At 62.6% G+C, this 15,497-nt stretch carries 9 protein-coding genes; 6 read left to right on the top strand and 3 right to left on the bottom strand.

From position 1 onward, the window contains the following. Positions 1 to 2: 2 nt before the first annotated feature. A complete protein-coding gene (gene cra / locus PseAD21_RS24045; RefSeq protein ID WP_102358304.1) occupies positions 3 to 998 on the bottom strand; it encodes a catabolite repressor/activator in 996 nt (331 codons plus the stop codon). Positions 999 to 1,304: 306 nt separating this feature from the next. Here cra and ptsP point away from each other — a divergent pair, with 306 nt between their 5' ends. The 4 genes from ptsP to PseAD21_RS24020 all read left to right on the top strand — a co-directional run bounded on the left by ptsP (position 1,305) and on the right by PseAD21_RS24020 (position 8,560). Next, positions 1,305 to 4,166: a phosphoenolpyruvate--protein phosphotransferase gene (gene ptsP / locus PseAD21_RS24040; protein WP_102358302.1), complete on the top strand. Its 2,862-nt coding sequence runs from the start codon at positions 1,305 to 1,307 to the stop codon at positions 4,164 to 4,166. Then, a complete protein-coding gene (gene pfkB / locus PseAD21_RS24035) occupies positions 4,166 to 5,107 on the top strand; it encodes a 1-phosphofructokinase (RefSeq protein ID WP_102358301.1) in 942 nt (313 codons plus the stop codon). The genes ptsP and pfkB overlap by 1 nt, the downstream gene beginning before the upstream one ends. An 11-nt stretch (positions 5,108 to 5,118) precedes the next feature. After that, the gene (locus tag PseAD21_RS24030; RefSeq protein WP_102358299.1) at positions 5,119 to 6,852 is read left to right on the top strand and encodes a PTS fructose-like transporter subunit IIB; all 1,734 of its coding nucleotides are present in this window, start codon (positions 5,119 to 5,121) and stop codon (positions 6,850 to 6,852) included. Positions 6,853 to 7,018: 166 nt separating this feature from the next. After that, complete coding sequence (locus PseAD21_RS24020; protein WP_102358298.1) at positions 7,019 to 8,560, top strand: alkaline phosphatase; 1,542 nt, start codon at positions 7,019 to 7,021, stop codon at positions 8,558 to 8,560. Positions 8,561 to 8,704: 144 nt separating this feature from the next. Here PseAD21_RS24020 and PseAD21_RS24015 read toward each other — a convergent pair whose 3' ends face one another. Together PseAD21_RS24015 and PseAD21_RS24010 are read right to left on the bottom strand one after the other, a co-directional pair. Continuing rightward, positions 8,705 to 11,233 carry a sulfite reductase flavoprotein subunit alpha gene (locus PseAD21_RS24015; RefSeq protein ID WP_102358296.1) on the bottom strand — a complete coding sequence of 843 codons (2,529 nt, stop codon included), beginning with the start codon at positions 11,231 to 11,233 and terminating at the stop codon, positions 8,705 to 8,707. Positions 11,234 to 11,484: 251 nt separating this feature from the next. Further along, a complete protein-coding gene (locus PseAD21_RS24010) occupies positions 11,485 to 13,830 on the bottom strand; it encodes a TonB-dependent siderophore receptor (protein WP_102358295.1) in 2,346 nt (781 codons plus the stop codon). A gap of 208 nt (positions 13,831 to 14,038) precedes the next feature. Here PseAD21_RS24010 and PseAD21_RS24005 point away from each other — a divergent pair, with 208 nt between their 5' ends. Continuing rightward, positions 14,039 to 14,719 (top strand): Fe2+-dependent dioxygenase, encoded by a 681-nt coding sequence (locus tag PseAD21_RS24005; RefSeq protein ID WP_102358294.1) that lies wholly within the window; start codon positions 14,039 to 14,041, stop codon positions 14,717 to 14,719. Beyond that, on the top strand, positions 14,716 to 15,468 hold the full coding sequence (locus PseAD21_RS24000) for a tetratricopeptide repeat protein (RefSeq protein WP_102358292.1): 753 nt from the start codon (positions 14,716 to 14,718) through the stop codon (positions 15,466 to 15,468). The genes PseAD21_RS24005 and PseAD21_RS24000 overlap by 4 nt, the downstream gene beginning before the upstream one ends. Positions 15,469 to 15,497 lie beyond the last annotated feature (29 nt).

Here is a 15,497-nt window from a genome sequence, read left to right as displayed (position 1 = left end):
GCTCAGTTCCGGTGAATACGCTGCTTGAAGGTACGGGCAATGGCCTGCACGCCGGGCTTGTACTCCGACTGTTCGACCGCAGCCAGCGCCAGTTCCAGCGCCTTGTCGGCGATCAACCGGTGCTGCTGGGCCATGGCGTTGACCGGCAACGGCAGGAAGTCCAGCAACTGCGTGTCACCGAAGGTGCCGAGACGCAGCGGCCGGGATTTGAGCGGGAAATCATGCAGCGCATCGAACACGCCCTGCAGCAGCACGTAGGAAGTGGTCACCAGCGCATCCGGCAAATGCCCCAGACGTTGCAGGAGTTCTTCCATCAACTGCTTGCCGCACTCGCGGCTGAAGGATTCGGTGTGTTCGACCAGCACTTCGCCTTTGAAGTCGACCAGCGCTTCTCTGAAACCGGCGGCCCGTTCCTGGCTGATGCTCAGCTCCGGGCGGGCGCCCAGCAACACGATCTGTTTGGGCTGCGGGTCGAGCAGGCTTTGGGTCAGGTGCAGGCTGGCTTCGCGGTCGTCACTGATCACCGAGCAGAAATGCTCGGGTTCCATGACTCGGTCGATGGCGATGATCGGCAAGCCCTTGGCCTGCAACTGACGGTAGCTGTCGTCGCCGGCCGGCAAGCAACTGGCGACGATCAGCGCATCGCAACGGCGGGCGCGGAACAGTTGCAGCAGTTGGCGTTCGCTGTCCGGCGCATCGTCGGAGCTGGCGATCAGCAACTGATAACCACGTGCCCGCGCACCTTGCTCCAGCAGCTTGGCGATCCGCGCGTAACTGGGGTTTTCCAGATCCGGCAGAATAAAGCCCAGCGTGCGCGTGTGCCGACTGCGCAGCCCGGCTGCTTGTGGGTTGGGCGTGAAGCCGTGTTGTTCGACGACCGCACGCACCCGCTCGACCGTGGCGTTGCTGATGCGTTGCTGTTCGGCCTTGCCGTTGATGACGTAGCTGGCGGTGGTCACGGACACTCCGGCCAACCGCGCGATATCACTGAGTTTCAACCCGGTATTTCCTTGTTTTTTCGAGCTAGCCCCGACATTTTCGCCAATCCTACCCGATTAGGGCAGGCGACTATTGTCGCAGCGCATCCGACAAGTTGGACTTCAAGGATGAGACATTATCGAGTAACGTGCCGATCAATCTAGATTAAACGTTTCAGCAAGCGTATTTTCTACGTTTTAGACGCCTTTGGCCGGTTCTGCCGTGAAACCGCCAAAACTGCCCCTGAAAAGGATGGCCTACAGCGCCTAAGCTGCAAACAATTCAAAACAATACCTGGCGTCATCAGGCGCCAAAAAGGAGATCGCATGCTCGAGCTCACTATAGAGCAGATATCCATGGGCCAATCGGCTGTGGATAAACCCGCCGCCCTGCAATTGCTCGCCAATCACCTGGTCGCCGATGGTCTGGTTGCCGATGGCTACCTCGCCGGCTTGCAGGCCCGGGAAGCCCAGGGCTCGACCTTTCTCGGTCAAGGTATTGCCATTCCCCACGGTACGCCCGAAACCCGTGATCAGGTATTCGCCACCGGCGTGCGCCTGATGCAGTTTCCCGAGGGCGTGGATTGGGGCGATGGGCAGATCGTTTATCTGGCGATCGGCATCGCGGCCAAATCCGACGAACACCTGCGCCTGCTGCAACTGCTGACCCGTGCCCTCGGCGAAACCGATCTTGGTCAGGCGTTGCGTCGCGCGAGCTCGCCGCAAGCGCTGCTGAAACTGCTGCAAGGTGCGCCGCAGGAACTGGCGCTGGATGCGCAGATGATCGGCCTCGGCGTGTCGGCTGACGATTTTGAAGAATTGGTCTGGCGTGGCGCGCGTCTGCTGCGGCAGGCCGATTGTGTGAGCAACGGCTTTGCCGGTGTGTTGCAGCAAGTCGAAGCGCTGCCGTTGGGCGATGGCCTGTGGTGGCTGCACAGCGAGCAGACCGTCAAGCGTCCGGGCCTGGCGTTCGTCACCCCGGACAAACCGATGCGTTACCTCGGCCAGCCGCTCAGCGGTCTGTTCTGTCTGGCCAGTTTGGGTGAGGCGCATCAGGCGCTGCTCGAACGTCTGTGCGCGTTGCTCATCGAAGGTCGCGGCCATGAATTGGGCCGCGCCACCAGCAGCCGCAAGGTCCTCGAAGTGCTCGGCGGCGAACTGCCAGCCGACTGGCCGAGCGCACGCATCGCCTTGGCCAACGCCCACGGTTTGCACGCGCGCCCGGCGAAGATCCTCGCGCAACTGGCGAAGAGTTTCGACGGCGAAATCCGCGTGCGTATCGTCGACAGCCAGGACAGCGCCGTGTCGGTGAAGAGCCTGAGCAAGCTACTCAGCCTCGGCGCCCGTCGCGGTCAGGTGTTGGAGTTGATCGCTGAACCGAGTATCGCTGCCGACGCCTTGCCGGCACTGTTGGCCGCTATCGAAGAAGGCCTGGGTGAAGAGGTAGAACCGCTGCCAGCCGTGAGCCAGCAGCGCGAAGTCATTGCCGATATCGCCGAAGTGCTGGTCGCCCCGGCGTCCGGCGCGCAGTTGCAGGCGATTCCTGCGGCGCCGGGCATTGCCATCGGGCCTGCGCACATTCAGGTGCAGCAAACCATCGATTACCCGTTGCGTGGCGAGTCCGCCGCCATCGAACGCGAGCGCCTCAAGCAAGCGCTGAGCGATGTGCGCCGCGATATTCAGGGTTTGATCGAACGCAGTAAAGCCAAAGCGATCCGCGAGATATTCATCACCCATCAGGAAATGCTCGACGACCCGGAATTGACCGATGAAGTCGACACCCGCCTCAAGCAAGGCGAAAGCGCCGAAGCGGCGTGGATGGCGGTGATCGAAGCGGCGGCCAGACAACAGGAATCTTTGCTGGACGCGTTGCTCGCTGAGCGGGCGGCGGATCTGCGTGACATCGGTCGTCGGGTGCTGGCGCAACTCTGCGGCGTGCAGACCCCGAACGAGCCGGAGCAACCGTACATTCTGGTGATGGACGAGGTTGGTCCCTCGGACGTGGCGCGGCTCGATCCGGCCCGAGTGGCCGGTATTCTCACCGCTCGCGGCGGCGCCACCGCGCACAGTGCCATCGTCGCCCGTGCCCTCGGGATTCCGGCGCTGGTGGGCGCCGGCGCTGCGGTGTTGCTGCTGAAGTCGGGCACGCCGTTGCTGCTCGACGGCCAGCGCGGTCGCCTGCATGTCGACGCCGATGCCGCGACCCTGCAGCGCGCCGCCGAAGAACGCGACACCCGTGAGCAGCGCCTCAAGGCTGCCGCCGAACAACGTCATCAACCGGCGCACACCACTGACGGTCATGCCGTGGAAGTCTTCGCCAATATCGGTGAAAGCGCCGGTGTCACCGCTGCGGTAGAGCAGGGCGCCGAAGGCATTGGTCTGCTGCGCACCGAACTGATTTTCATGGCGCACCCGCAGGCGCCGGACGAAGCGACTCAGGAAGCCGAATACCGCCGCGTCCTCGACGGTCTCGCCGGACGACCGCTGGTGGTGCGTACGTTGGACGTCGGCGGCGACAAACCGCTGCCGTATTGGCCGATCGCCAAGGAAGAAAACCCGTTCCTCGGCGTGCGCGGCATTCGCCTCACGTTGCAGCGTCCGCAGATCATGGAAGCGCAACTGCGCGCCTTGCTGCGTTCGGCGGACAACCGGCCGTTGCGCATCATGTTCCCGATGGTCGGCAGCGTTGAAGAGTGGCGTCAGGCCCGCGACATGACCGAGCGTCTGCGTGTGGAAATTCCGGTCGCTGATCTGCAACTGGGGATCATGATCGAAGTGCCTTCCGCCGCATTGCTGGCGCCGGTACTGGCCAAGGAAGTCGACTTCTTCAGCGTCGGCACCAATGACCTGACGCAATACACCCTGGCCATCGACCGTGGTCACCCGACGCTCTCGGCTCAGGCCGATGGCTTGCATCCGGCGGTGTTGCAACTGATCGACATCACTGTGCGCGCCGCGCATGCCCATGGCAAATGGGTCGGCGTGTGCGGCGAACTGGCGGCGGACCCGCTGGCGGTGCCGGTACTGGTCGGCCTCGGCGTCGATGAGCTGAGCGTGTCCGGACGCAGCATCGCCGAAGTCAAGGCACGCATCCGCGAACTCAGCCTGACCCAGGCGCAAACCCTTGCTCAACAAGCCCTCACCGTGGGCAGTGCGAACGAAGTACGTGCATTAGTGGAGGCCCTGTAATGGCCAAGATTCTCACCCTGACCCTCAACCCGGCGCTGGACCTCACGGTCGAGCTGCCACGTCTGGAGGCCGGTCAGGTCAACCGCAGCGACGAGATGCACACCCATGCCGCCGGCAAGGGCGTGAACGTCGCGCAAGTGCTCGCGGACCTCGGGCATCAACTGACGGTCAGCGGCTTTCTCGGCGAAGACAATCTGCAAGCCTTTGAAACCTTGTTCGCCAAGCGCGGCTTTGTCGACGCGTTCATCCGCGTGCCGGGGGAGACGCGCAGCAACATCAAGGTCGCTGAGCACGACGGCCGTATCACCGACATCAATGGCCCGGGCCCGGTGGTCGACGCGGCGGCGCAGCAGGCATTGCTCGAGCGGCTGGTGCAGATTGCACCGGGGCACGATGCGGTGGTGGTCGCCGGCAGTTTGCCGCGCGGTGTCACGGCGCAGTGGTTGCGCGAGCTGATCGAACGCCTGAACGGACTTGGTCTGAAAGTCGCCCTCGACAGCAGCGGCGAAGCCTTGCGCGCGGCCATTGAAGCGCGCCCGTGGCTGATCAAACCGAACACCGAGGAGCTTGCCGATGCGCTCGATTGCGATGTGGTTTCGCACGCCGCCGAAGCGCAGGCTGCGGCGTGCCTGCATGCCAAGGGCATCGAGCACGTAGTGATTTCCCATGGTGCCGACGGCGTGAACTGGTTCAGCGTTGGTTCGGCGCTGCATGCCACGCCGCCCAAGGTCACGGTCGCCAGCACGGTGGGTGCCGGTGACTCGTTGCTGGCAGGCATGCTCCACGGTTTGCTCAGTGCCGAGACGCCCGAGCAGACCTTGCGCAGCGCCACGGCGATTGCCGCGATGGCGGTGACGCAAATCGGTTTCGGCATCAACGATGCGGCGCAACTGGCGCAGCTCGAACAGGGCGTACGCGTGCGTCCCCTGACAGAACAATAAGAGGGTTTGTCATGAAGTTAGCCATTGTCACGGCCTGCCCGAACGGTATGGTCACCAGTGTGCTGTGCGCCCGCCTGCTCGACGCGGCGGCCCAGCGTCAGGGCTGGAGCACCAGCGTTGAAGTGGTGGATGCGGCGCACCCGGAACGTGAACTGTCGGCCGCGACCATCGCGGCGGCGGAGTGGGTGCTGCTGGTGGTCACCGGCGATCTCGACATGAAGCGTTTCGTCGGCAAGCGCGTGTTCCGCATAGCCCCGGCGCAAGCGCTGCAGGATGTCGAAGCGGTTCTGCGCCGTGGTGCTGAAGAGGCCGAAGTTTACGTCGCCGCCGACGCTGCCCCGGCAGCCGCTGCGCAACGTGCACCGCGCATCGTCGCGATCACCGCGTGCCCGACCGGCGTCGCCCACACCTTCATGGCCGCTGAAGCGTTGCAGCAAACGGCCAAGCGTCTGGGCTATGAACTGCACGTCGAAACGCAAGGTTCGGTCGGCGCGAAAACCCCGCTCAGCGCGACAGCGATTGCCGAGGCTGACGTGGTGTTGCTGGCGGCGGATATCGAAGTCGCCACCGAGCGTTTCGCCGGCAAGAAAATCTACCGTTGCGGCACCGGGATTGCCTTGAAGCAGTCCGAAGCCACACTGAAAAAAGCCCTCGCCGAAGGTCAGGTGGAGAGCGCCGCGAATGACGGCAAGGCTCCGGCCAAGCAAGAGAAAACCGGGGTCTACAAACATCTGCTGACCGGCGTGTCGTTCATGTTGCCGATGGTGGTGGCGGGCGGTCTGATGATCGCGTTGTCGTTCGTGTTCGGCATCACCGCGTTCAAGGAAGAGGGCACGCTGGCGGCGGCGCTGATGCAGATCGGCGGCGAGACCGCGTTCAAGCTGATGGTGCCGCTGCTTGCCGGCTACATCGCCTATTCGATCGCCGACCGTCCGGGCCTGGCGCCGGGGATGATCGGTGGTTTGCTCGCCAGTACGCTGGGGGCAGGGTTCATTGGCGGTATCGTTGCCGGGTTTATCGCCGGGTATGTGGCCAAAGCCATCAGTCGCTACGTCGCCTTGCCGCAGAGTCTTGAAGCGCTGAAACCGATTCTGATCATCCCGTTGTTCGCCAGCCTGATCACCGGTTTGGTGATGATCTACGTGGTCGGCAAACCGGTTGCCGGCATGCTCGCGGCGCTCACACATTTTCTCGACAGCATGGGCACCACCAACGCGATCCTGCTCGGCGTGTTGCTCGGCGGCATGATGTGCGTCGACCTTGGCGGGCCGATCAACAAGGCGGCGTATGCGTTCTCGGTGGGGCTGCTGGCCTCGCAGAGTTATGCACCGATGGCCGCGACCATGGCCGCCGGGATGGTGCCGCCGATCGGGTTGGGCATCGCCACCTTCATCGCCCGGCGCAAGTTCGCCCAGACCGAGCGCGAAGCCGGTAAAGCGGCGCTGGTGCTGGGGCTGTGTTTCATCTCCGAAGGGGCGATTCCGTTTGCCGCCAAAGACCCGTTGCGGGTGATCCCGGCGAGCATTGCCGGTGGTGCTTTGACCGGTGCACTGTCGATGTACTTCGGCTGCAAACTGATGGCGCCGCACGGTGGCCTGTTTGTGCTGGCGATCCCGAATGCGATCAATCATGCGCTGTTGTATCTGCTGGCGATTGTCGCGGGGAGTTTGTTGACGGCGGTGGTTTACGCGACGGTCAAACGCCCGGAAGCGGTGGAGCTGGCGATGGAACCTGCCAAAGCCTGACACCCCTCCCCCTGTAGGAGTGAGCCTGCTCGCGATAGCAATCTGTCAGAGACATCGATGTTGACTGACACACCGCTATCGCGAGCAGGCTCACTCCTACAAGAGGAGGGTGTCATGGCAGGGTCATACAGCCGTGCTTAAGTTTTCCTTTTTCAGGGAGAACACCATGAGCGATTTCAATCCGGGTCGTCGGCGAGTCATGCAGGTGGTCGGTGCCGGTCTGTTGATGCCGGGGCTGGCGCCGGCGGTGATTGCCTCGGTCAAGGATCGGCCACAACTGACGGATGGCGTGCAGTCCGGTGACCTGCAAGGCGACCGCGCGATGATCTGGAGCCGCAGCGACCGTCCGGCGCGGATGGTGGTCGAGTGGGACACGCGCAGCCAGTTTCGCCACCCGCGCCGGGTGGTCTCGGCGCTGGCCGATGCGCGCAGCGATTTCACCGCCCGGGTTGAACTCACCGGGCTGCCCGCCGATCAGGCGATTTTCTATCGGGTGTATTTCAAGGACGCGCAAACCGGCGTCGCCAGCGAGCCGTGGCTCGGTCACTTGCGCAGCGCACCGACCGCGCGGCGCAATATTCGCTTTGTGTGGAGCGGTGACACCGTCGGCCAGGGCTTCGGCATCAACCCGGACATCGGCGGCATGCGCATCTACGAATCCATGCGCTTGCGCCTGCCGGACTTCTTTATCCACAGCGGCGACACCATCTACGCCGACGGCCCGGTGCCGGCGCAGTTGACCACCGAGGGTGGTCGCGTGTGGCGCAACCTCACCACCGAAGCCAAGAGCAAAGTCGCCCAGACGCTGGATGACTATCGCGGCAATTACCGCTACAACCTGATGGACGAAAACATCCGCCGCTTCAACGCCGAAGTGCCGCAGATCTGGCAGTGGGACGACCACGAGGTGGTGAACAACTGGTCGCCGGGCAAGCAGCTCGACGAGCGTTATCAGGAAAAAGATATCCACACCCTGGTCGGCCGTGCACGCAAGGCCTGGCTGGAATATTCGCCCATGCGCCTGCAGGCGGCCGACGGTGGCGGGCGGGTTTATCGCAAGCTCAGTTACGGGCCGATGCTCGACGTATTCGTCCTCGACATGCGCAGCTATCGCGGTGCCAATGATGACAATCTCGGCGCGGCAAAACCGTTCCTCGGGCGTGAGCAACTGGACTGGCTCAAGCGTGGCTTGAAGCACTCCAAAGCGCAGTGGAAGGTGATCGCCGCTGACATGCCGATCGGCCTCGGTGTGCCGGACGGTGAAGTCAGCCCGGGCGTTGCGCGCTGGGAAGCAGTGGCCAACGGTGATCCCGGCCCGGCTCAGGGGCGTGAACTGGAAGTCGCCGAGCTGCTCGGTTTTCTGCGGGCGCAGCAAGTGCGCAATTTCGTGTTCCTCACCGCCGACGTGCATTACTGCGCGGCGCATCACTACCACCCGGAGCGTGCGGCGTTTCAGGATTTCGAGCCGTTCTGGGAGTTTGTCGCGGGACCGTTGAACGCCGGGAGTTTCGGGCCCAATCCACTGGACAAGACCTTTGGCCCGGAAGTGGTGTTCCAGAAAGCACCGCCCACCCAGAATGCTTCGCCGTTTGCCGGGTTTCAGTTTTTTGGTGAGGTGAATATCGAAGGGCAGAGCGGGGAGATGAGCGTGGTGTTGCGGGATTTGAATGGGGTGAGCGTGTTTGAGCAGAAGTTGCAGCCGGTGTGATTTAACCGGCACTGCAACTTCCTTGTGGGAGCGGGCTTGCTCGCGAAGACGTCATGTCAGTCGACAGCGACTCCGCTGACACACCGCGTTCGCTGACACACCGCGTTCGCGAGCAAGCCCGCTCCCACAGGAGGGTGAGTAATCTCAGTAAACATCCCGGCGGTAGCGGCCCTGTTCGATCAGGCGTTCGACTTCGGCGGCGCCGAGGATGTCGTTGAGCACCTGGTCCACGCCGGAGGCCATGCCTTGCAGGCTGCCGCAGATATAGATCACCGCACCGTCGGCCAACCATTTCTTCAGCTCGTTAGCGGATTCGCGCAGGCGATCCTGCACGTAGATTTTCTGCGCCTGATCCCTTGAAAACGCCAGGTCCAGTCGCGCCAGGTCGCCATTGATCAACCACTCTTCCAGCTCCGCCCGGCAGAGGAAATCGTGCTGACGATTGCGCTCGCCGAACAGCAGCCAGTGGCGCTGCTGACCGTCGGCGATGCGTGCCTTGAGCAGGCTGCGCAACCCGGCAAGGCCGGTGCCGTTACCCAGCAGAATCATCGGCACTGGTTGGTTCGGCAGGTGGAAGCCACTGTTGCGGCGCACGCGCAGGCTGATGCTGCCGCCCACCGGCGCATGCTCGGTCAGCCAGCCGGAACCGATGCCGAGGCTGCCATCGCTGTGTTGCTCCTGACGCACGATCAGCTCCAGCACACCGTCAGCGGCGATCGAGGCAATCGAGTACTCGCGCATCGCCAGCGGCACCATTGCATCGACCAGCGCCTGCGCGTGCAGGCCGACCAGATGTGCGCGGTGTTCAGGCAGTTGGCGCGAGGCGAGGGCGACTTCCAGTGGCTCTTCGAGGCCGTTGACCTTCACACGGGTTTCGCCACGAATGCCGAGGCCGTCGAGGAAATGCTCGACCGCCCACGCGCAATTGCGCGGCAGCACTTCCACCAGGTCGCCGGCCAGCCAGCTGCTGGTGCTCGGTGCGCTCAGGCCCAACAGGTAAACCGGTGCACCGCTGCTGTCGGGATTCAGCAGTTCACGGCGCACCAGCGTCCAGTTTTCGTAGCTCGGCGCTTGCCAGGTGTCGACCGGCGTTTGCCCGGTGAGCAGCCCGAGCTGAGTCTGCCAGTGACGCAGGGCGTACGGGTCGCCGCTGTCGACTTCGACCGGGGCGAACAGGGTCTTGCCGCCGTGCTCGCTCAACCACTGATGCAGGCGTCGGGCGAAGCCGCAGAAATGCGAATACTGGCGGTCGCCCAGACCCAGTACGGCGTAGTTCAGGCCCTCGAGGCTGGCGGCGTTGCGCAGCACTTTACGTTCGAAGCCGCGAGCGCTGTCCGGTGCTTCACCGTCGCCGAAGGTGCTGACCACGAACAGCGCGTTGTTCGATTCGCGCAGATCCTGCGTGCTGACATCTGCCAGCGGCTGGACCTTCACCGGCAATCCGGCGGCCTGCAATTGCCCGGCGGTCTGCCACGCCAGTTGTTCGGCGAAACCACTTTGGCTGGCGAAACCGATCAGCCATCCGGGTGCATTGCCGGCCGGTTGTTCGAGGCCTTTGCGTGCGTCCTGAACCTGTTTTTTCTTGCGCCGACGGTCGAGGTACAGCAACCACCCGGTGATGAAAAACAGCGGCATGCACACAGCGGCCAGGGTGATGATGATTCGTCCGACGAGGCCGAAATAGCTGCCGACGTGCAGCGCGTAAATGCTGGTCAGCAGTTGCGCCTTGAAGCTCTTGTCGGCGTAGCGGTCGACGCGTTTGACCACCCCGGTGGCCGGGTCGAGGGTGATCTGGTTCAACGCGCGATCATGTGGCGAGCTGTCGAGCAGGTAGAACACGGTCGCCGGTTGCCCGGCGACCGGCGGCATGCGGATATTGTAGGCCGACAGGCCGGGACCGGCCGCGCTGTAGATGCTGCTCCACATCGCCGCGTAGTCGGCGGTCGGTGCCGGACCTTCCGGCGCCGGGCCGCGACCACCGCGCACGCGCTCGTTTTGCGGCGCGTCGGAAAACAGTCTGGTCAGGCCCTTGTTGTACCACTCGTACGACCAGGACAACCCGGTCAACGCCAGCAGCAGATACACCAGCAGGCACCAGGTGCCGGCCACCGAGTGCAAATCCCAGTTGAAGCTGCGGCCCTTTTTCTTCCAGTCCAGGGTCAGCCACACGCGCCAGCTGTTCCACTGTCGCGGCCAGCGCAGGTACAGCCCGGAGAGGCAGAAGAACAACAGGATCAGGGTGCAGGCGCCGGTGATGTTGCGCCCGGTATCACCCATCGCGAGGAAACGGTGCAGTTGCAGCATCAGGCCGAAGAAATCCTGGCCTAGGGCATCGCCCATGAACTCGCCGGTGTACGGATCGAAATAGCGCATCTCGCCACGGCGCTCGCCTGTGGGCGGGGTGAAGTAGACGCGCGCGGCGTTGCCGCTGTCGGTCTCGACCCAGAGCATCGCGACCTTTTTGCCGGAGGTCGCTTCGATGTGTTCCACCAACTCGACTGGGGGCAGGACGCCGGCGACCTGTTTTTCCACCTGCAACACCGATGGGTTCAGCGCCCGCAGAATTTCGTCCTGAAACGAATAGGCGGCACCGGTAATGCCCATCAGGGCCAGCACCAGCCCGGCAGTGATGCCAAAAAACCAGTGCAGCTGGAACAGGGTTTTCTTCAACACGTCGCTCGCCTTGTTCGTTCAAAAATGTGTCATCACGGCGCGCATTATGCCGTGGGTTGTCGAGAGCTTCTTTGATTACGCACAAAGGCCCCGTTCAAATGAATGAACGGGGCCATGATCTTGCGGCGCATACCTTTGCAGGAGTGAGTCTGCTCGCGATAGCGGTGGATCAGTCAATCCATTCGCTGGCAGACACGACCTCATCGCAAGCAGGCTCACTCCTACAGGTTCTCCCGCATTTACAGCGTTGGTCAGAAGTGGAAGTTGGTGCTCAACAGCGCCGTACGGCCCGCCGCCTGGTTGGCGAAGTGGGTCGAGAAGGCTTTGTCGTAGTAGGTTTCGTTGGTCAGGTTCTGTACGTTGAGTTGCAGGTCGACATTCTTGCTCAGCTTGTAGGCCGCCATGGCGTCGTAACGCACATACGAGTCGACCATGGTGGTGTTGGCCACGCTGCCGAATACGTCATCGACATAGAACGCACCGCCACCGATGGTCAGCTTTGGCGTGACCTGATAAGTGGTCCACAGGCTGGCGCTGTTTTTCGGTGTGTTAGGCAGCTCGTTGCCGTTGTTGGCTTTGTTGGCCGGCAGGTCACCACCGTCCACTTGCTCGCTGTCCATGTAGGCGTAACCGGCGAACACCTGCCACTTGTCGGTGAGCTTGCCGCTGGCCGACAGTTCCAGACCTTGCACACGAGTCTTGCCGACGTTTTCGTACGAGGTGGTATCGACTTGAACGCGCGCGTTGTCTTTCTCGGTGCGGAAGATGTCGGCCGTCAGCGACAAACGATCATTGAGCAAGTCCCACTTGGTGCCGATTTCGTAGTTCCTGGTGGTTTCCGGCTCCATGTCGCTGCTCAGCAGGTTGCCGCTGCGATCAGTGGTGCCGCCCAGCGGGTTGCCGTCCATGCCTTCACCCAGGGTGCTGCCCGGTGGTGTGGCGGAGGTGGCATACGAGGCGTAGATGCTGCCGTTTGGCGCCGGCTTGTAGACCACGCCGAACTGGCCGGTGACGAACTCGCTGGTGTCCTTGCCCTTGGACTCGACGCCTTTGGTCACGACGGTCGCGCCCGAGCCATCGTAGGTACGGTATTTAGTGTCGAAATGGTCGTAACGCAAGCCCATGTTCACCAGCCACTGTTCGGACAACTCCAGGGTATCGAACGCGTACAGTGCGTAGGTGTTGGCCTTGGTGTCGGTACCGGCGTAGTTGCGCGAGATCGCGCCGTTCCACGGATCGCCCGGGTTCGGGTTCGACAGCGAGGTGCAGTTGTAGCCGCTGGACGCGCCGATCATCGACGGGGTGCAGTTGGTGCTGGCGTTACCCGGCGAACCTGGCGTGGTGTCGGTGTTGACGTTGTACGAAGATTTCTGGCTTTGCTCGTAGGTGTATTCGACACCGGTGGAGAAGCTGTTCTTGAAGCCGGCGACGTAGAAGTTGCCGAACAGGTCGGTCTGGTTGGTGGTGGTCTCGGTGTTGCTCACCCGAGTGTTGGCCCGCCGCCAGACACTGCCGTTGTTGACGTTGCCCTTGCTGTCGTCCGGCTGGGTCAGGATGTAGTCCTGCATGCTGGTGCCGTGACGCAGGGTGTTCTTGATGGTCAGCGAGTCGCTCAGATCGTGCTCGATGGCGAAGGTCGCGGTGTCGGTGCGGCCCTTGCGGAAGTCGCGACCGTCCAGTCCATAGAAATTGCTGTGATCGCCACCCGAGTACGGTTTGTCCGGGTTGGACTTCGTGCGTGCAGCCGAACCACCGGCTGGAATGGTGTACGGAATGCCCGAGTCCGGAGTGTCGTTGCTTTCGAGATGGTAGTAATCGAGATTGACGCGGGTGTCGGTGCCGAGACCGAACGCCAGGGACGGGGCGATACCCCAGCGGTCGTAATCGACGCTGTCACGACCGGCGACGTTGCTTTCGTGGCTCATCAGGTTCAAACGGCCGGCAGCGGTGTCGCTGAACTGGTAGTTGCCGTCCAGTGTGTAGCGCTGAGTCTGGTCGGAACCCCAGGTGAAACCACCGTCGAACGAGTTGCCCAGGTGCGCTTTCTTGCTCACCAGGTTGATGCTGCCGCCGGCCGCGCCGCGACCGCCGATAGCCGAGTTCGGGCCCTTGCTGACTTCGATGTTTTCCACGGCGAAGATTTCGCGGCTCTGCGAACCGGTGTCACGCACGCCGTCGAGGTAGGTGTCGCCCTGGGCGTCGAAACCACGGATGAAGGGACGGTCGCCCTGCGGGTTGCCGCCTTCACCTGCGCCGAAGGTAATGCCAGGCACGGTACGCAGCGCGTCCTGCATGTTCAGGGCGCCAGTGTCTTTCAAAACCTGTTGCGGGATCACGGTTACCGAGCGCGGCGTGTCGACCAGCGGTGCGGTGTACTTGGGCGAGGAGGCTTTTTCGACCTGGTAGGACGTCGAGTCCTGTGCTTGGCCGGTGATGGCGGTAGCGTCCAGGGCGATGGCATTGCCGGAGGCTTTGCTGTCGGTCTTCTCGGCGGCGAACACCATGTGTCCAGCGGAACCGGCGGTGATGGCGACACCAATGGCCGAAGCGAGCAGACGTGGTGAACTGACCGGCAATTGTGCGTATTGACGTGACATTTTTGTTTCCCCTCCCCAAGGATTTGAGGTCGCGGAATATAGGGTAAACAGGTATTCGTATCAATTGCGAAATATTGTTATTCGCGACGAATTTACATTCTTTACAATTTGACCTTACGGTTTTTGCCGATTCATCCGTCGTGCGGGTTTTACACAGCCAATAAGAATCAATACCATTGGCGCCTCTTTGCCATCAGGTGACATCGCCATGCTGCTGCACATCCCCGGACTGTTCGCCAAAGACGAAGTGCAGCGTATTCGCGAAGCTCTGGAGCAGGCCGACTGGGCCGATGGCAAAATCACCGCCGGTTATCAATCAGCCAAGGCCAAGCACAATCTGCAGCTGCCGGAAGGCCATCCTCTGGCCAAGGAAATCGGCGCGGCGATGCTCGAACGGCTGTGGAAAAATCCGCAGTTCATGTCCGCAGCGCTGCCGCACAAAGTATTCCCGCCGTTACTCAACTGCTACACGGCGGGTGGCAGTTTCGATTTTCACATCGACAATGCCGTGCGCCAGCCCAAGGGCAGCATCGAGCGAGTGCGCACTGATCTGTCGGCCACGCTGTTTTTCAGTGAGCCTGCTGATTACGACGGTGGCGAGCTGGAAATCCAGGACACCTTCGGTACCCAGCGAGTGAAACTGCCGGCCGGCGACCTGGTGCTGTACCCGGGCAGCAGCTTGCACAAGGTCAACGCCGTCACCCGCGGTGCGCGCTACGCGTCATTTTTCTGGACGCAAAGCCTGGTGCGCGAAGACAGCCAGCGCGCGCTGCTGTTCGAAATGGACGGAGCGATCCAGCAACTGACACAAGACATGCCCGATCACCCGTCGCTGATCCGCCTCACCGGCACCTATCACAACCTGCTGCGGCGCTGGGTCGAGGTATGAGTTTCCTGCTGCGTCGCGAGGAAGTCCTCAGCGGCGAACAACTCAGAGTCATGCTCGGCGAAAGTCCGGCCCGTGCTGCGCAGGCGATTTTGCTGGCGGCAGGTGAGGGCGAGGTTGAAGCGCAGGCCTTGCTTGGGCAGATTCTGCTCGACGGCCAAGGCATTGCGCAGGATCAAGCGCTGGCGCTGCGCTGGTTTGGCATCGCCGCCGGGCGTGGGCATCTGATGGCGCGCAATATGCTCGGGCGTTGTCATGAGCATGGCTGGGGGATTGCGGCGGATGCGTCGGTTGCTGCGCGGCATTATCAGATTGCAGCGGAGGCCGGGTTGGATTGGGCGATGTACAACCTTGCCAATCTGCTGGCGACCGGGCGCGGTGTGGCGGTGGATCATCTGCAGGCGCTGGCGCTCTATCGACGCGCGGCTGAACTGGGCCATGCGAAATCGATGAATCTGCTGGGGCGGTATCTGGAGGAAGGGCAGGTGTGCCCGGCGGATCTATCAACAGCGCGCGACTGGTATCGGCGTTCGGCTGAGGGCGGGGATTTTCGCGGGCAGTTCAGTTTTGCTGCAGTTTTAGCGGATGAGGGGCGGATTGATCAGGCGGTCGATTGGCTTGAGAAAGCTTTGGCCGGCGGCAATCTGAATTTTCTGCGGGTGGCGAGTCAGGCGTTGGCGAGTGCTGTAGATCCGAGGATTCAGGCGTTGGCTGGACGGTATGCGCTTCGGTGCCAAGAGCCCTCACCCTAACCCTCTCCCAGAGGGAGAGGGGACTGACC

The sequence above is a fragment of the Pseudomonas sp. AD21 genome (assembly GCF_002878485.1).
Classification (GTDB): domain Bacteria; phylum Pseudomonadota; class Gammaproteobacteria; order Pseudomonadales; family Pseudomonadaceae; genus Aquipseudomonas.
Note: the sequence above shows the minus strand (reverse complement) of the source record. Positions and strands in the feature narration are given on the sequence as shown.

What these genes read in the sequence shown, in the direction of transcription:
- ptsP (WP_102358302.1), top strand. Translation starts at nt 1,305, where the DNA reads ATGCTCGAGCTCACTATAGAGCAGATATCCATGGGCCAATCGGCTGTG.
- pfkB (WP_102358301.1), top strand. Translation starts at nt 4,166, where the DNA reads ATGGCCAAGATTCTCACCCTGACCCTCAACCCGGCGCTGGACCTCACG.
- PseAD21_RS24030 (WP_102358299.1), top strand. Translation starts at nt 5,119, where the DNA reads ATGAAGTTAGCCATTGTCACGGCCTGCCCGAACGGTATGGTCACCAGT.
- PseAD21_RS24020 (WP_102358298.1), top strand. Translation starts at nt 7,019, where the DNA reads ATGAGCGATTTCAATCCGGGTCGTCGGCGAGTCATGCAGGTGGTCGGT.
- PseAD21_RS24010 (WP_102358295.1), bottom strand. Translation starts at nt 13,830, where the DNA reads ATGTCACGTCAATACGCACAATTGCCGGTCAGTTCACCACGTCTGCTC.
- PseAD21_RS24005 (WP_102358294.1), top strand. Translation starts at nt 14,039, where the DNA reads ATGCTGCTGCACATCCCCGGACTGTTCGCCAAAGACGAAGTGCAGCGT.
- PseAD21_RS24000 (WP_102358292.1), top strand. Translation starts at nt 14,716, where the DNA reads ATGAGTTTCCTGCTGCGTCGCGAGGAAGTCCTCAGCGGCGAACAACTC.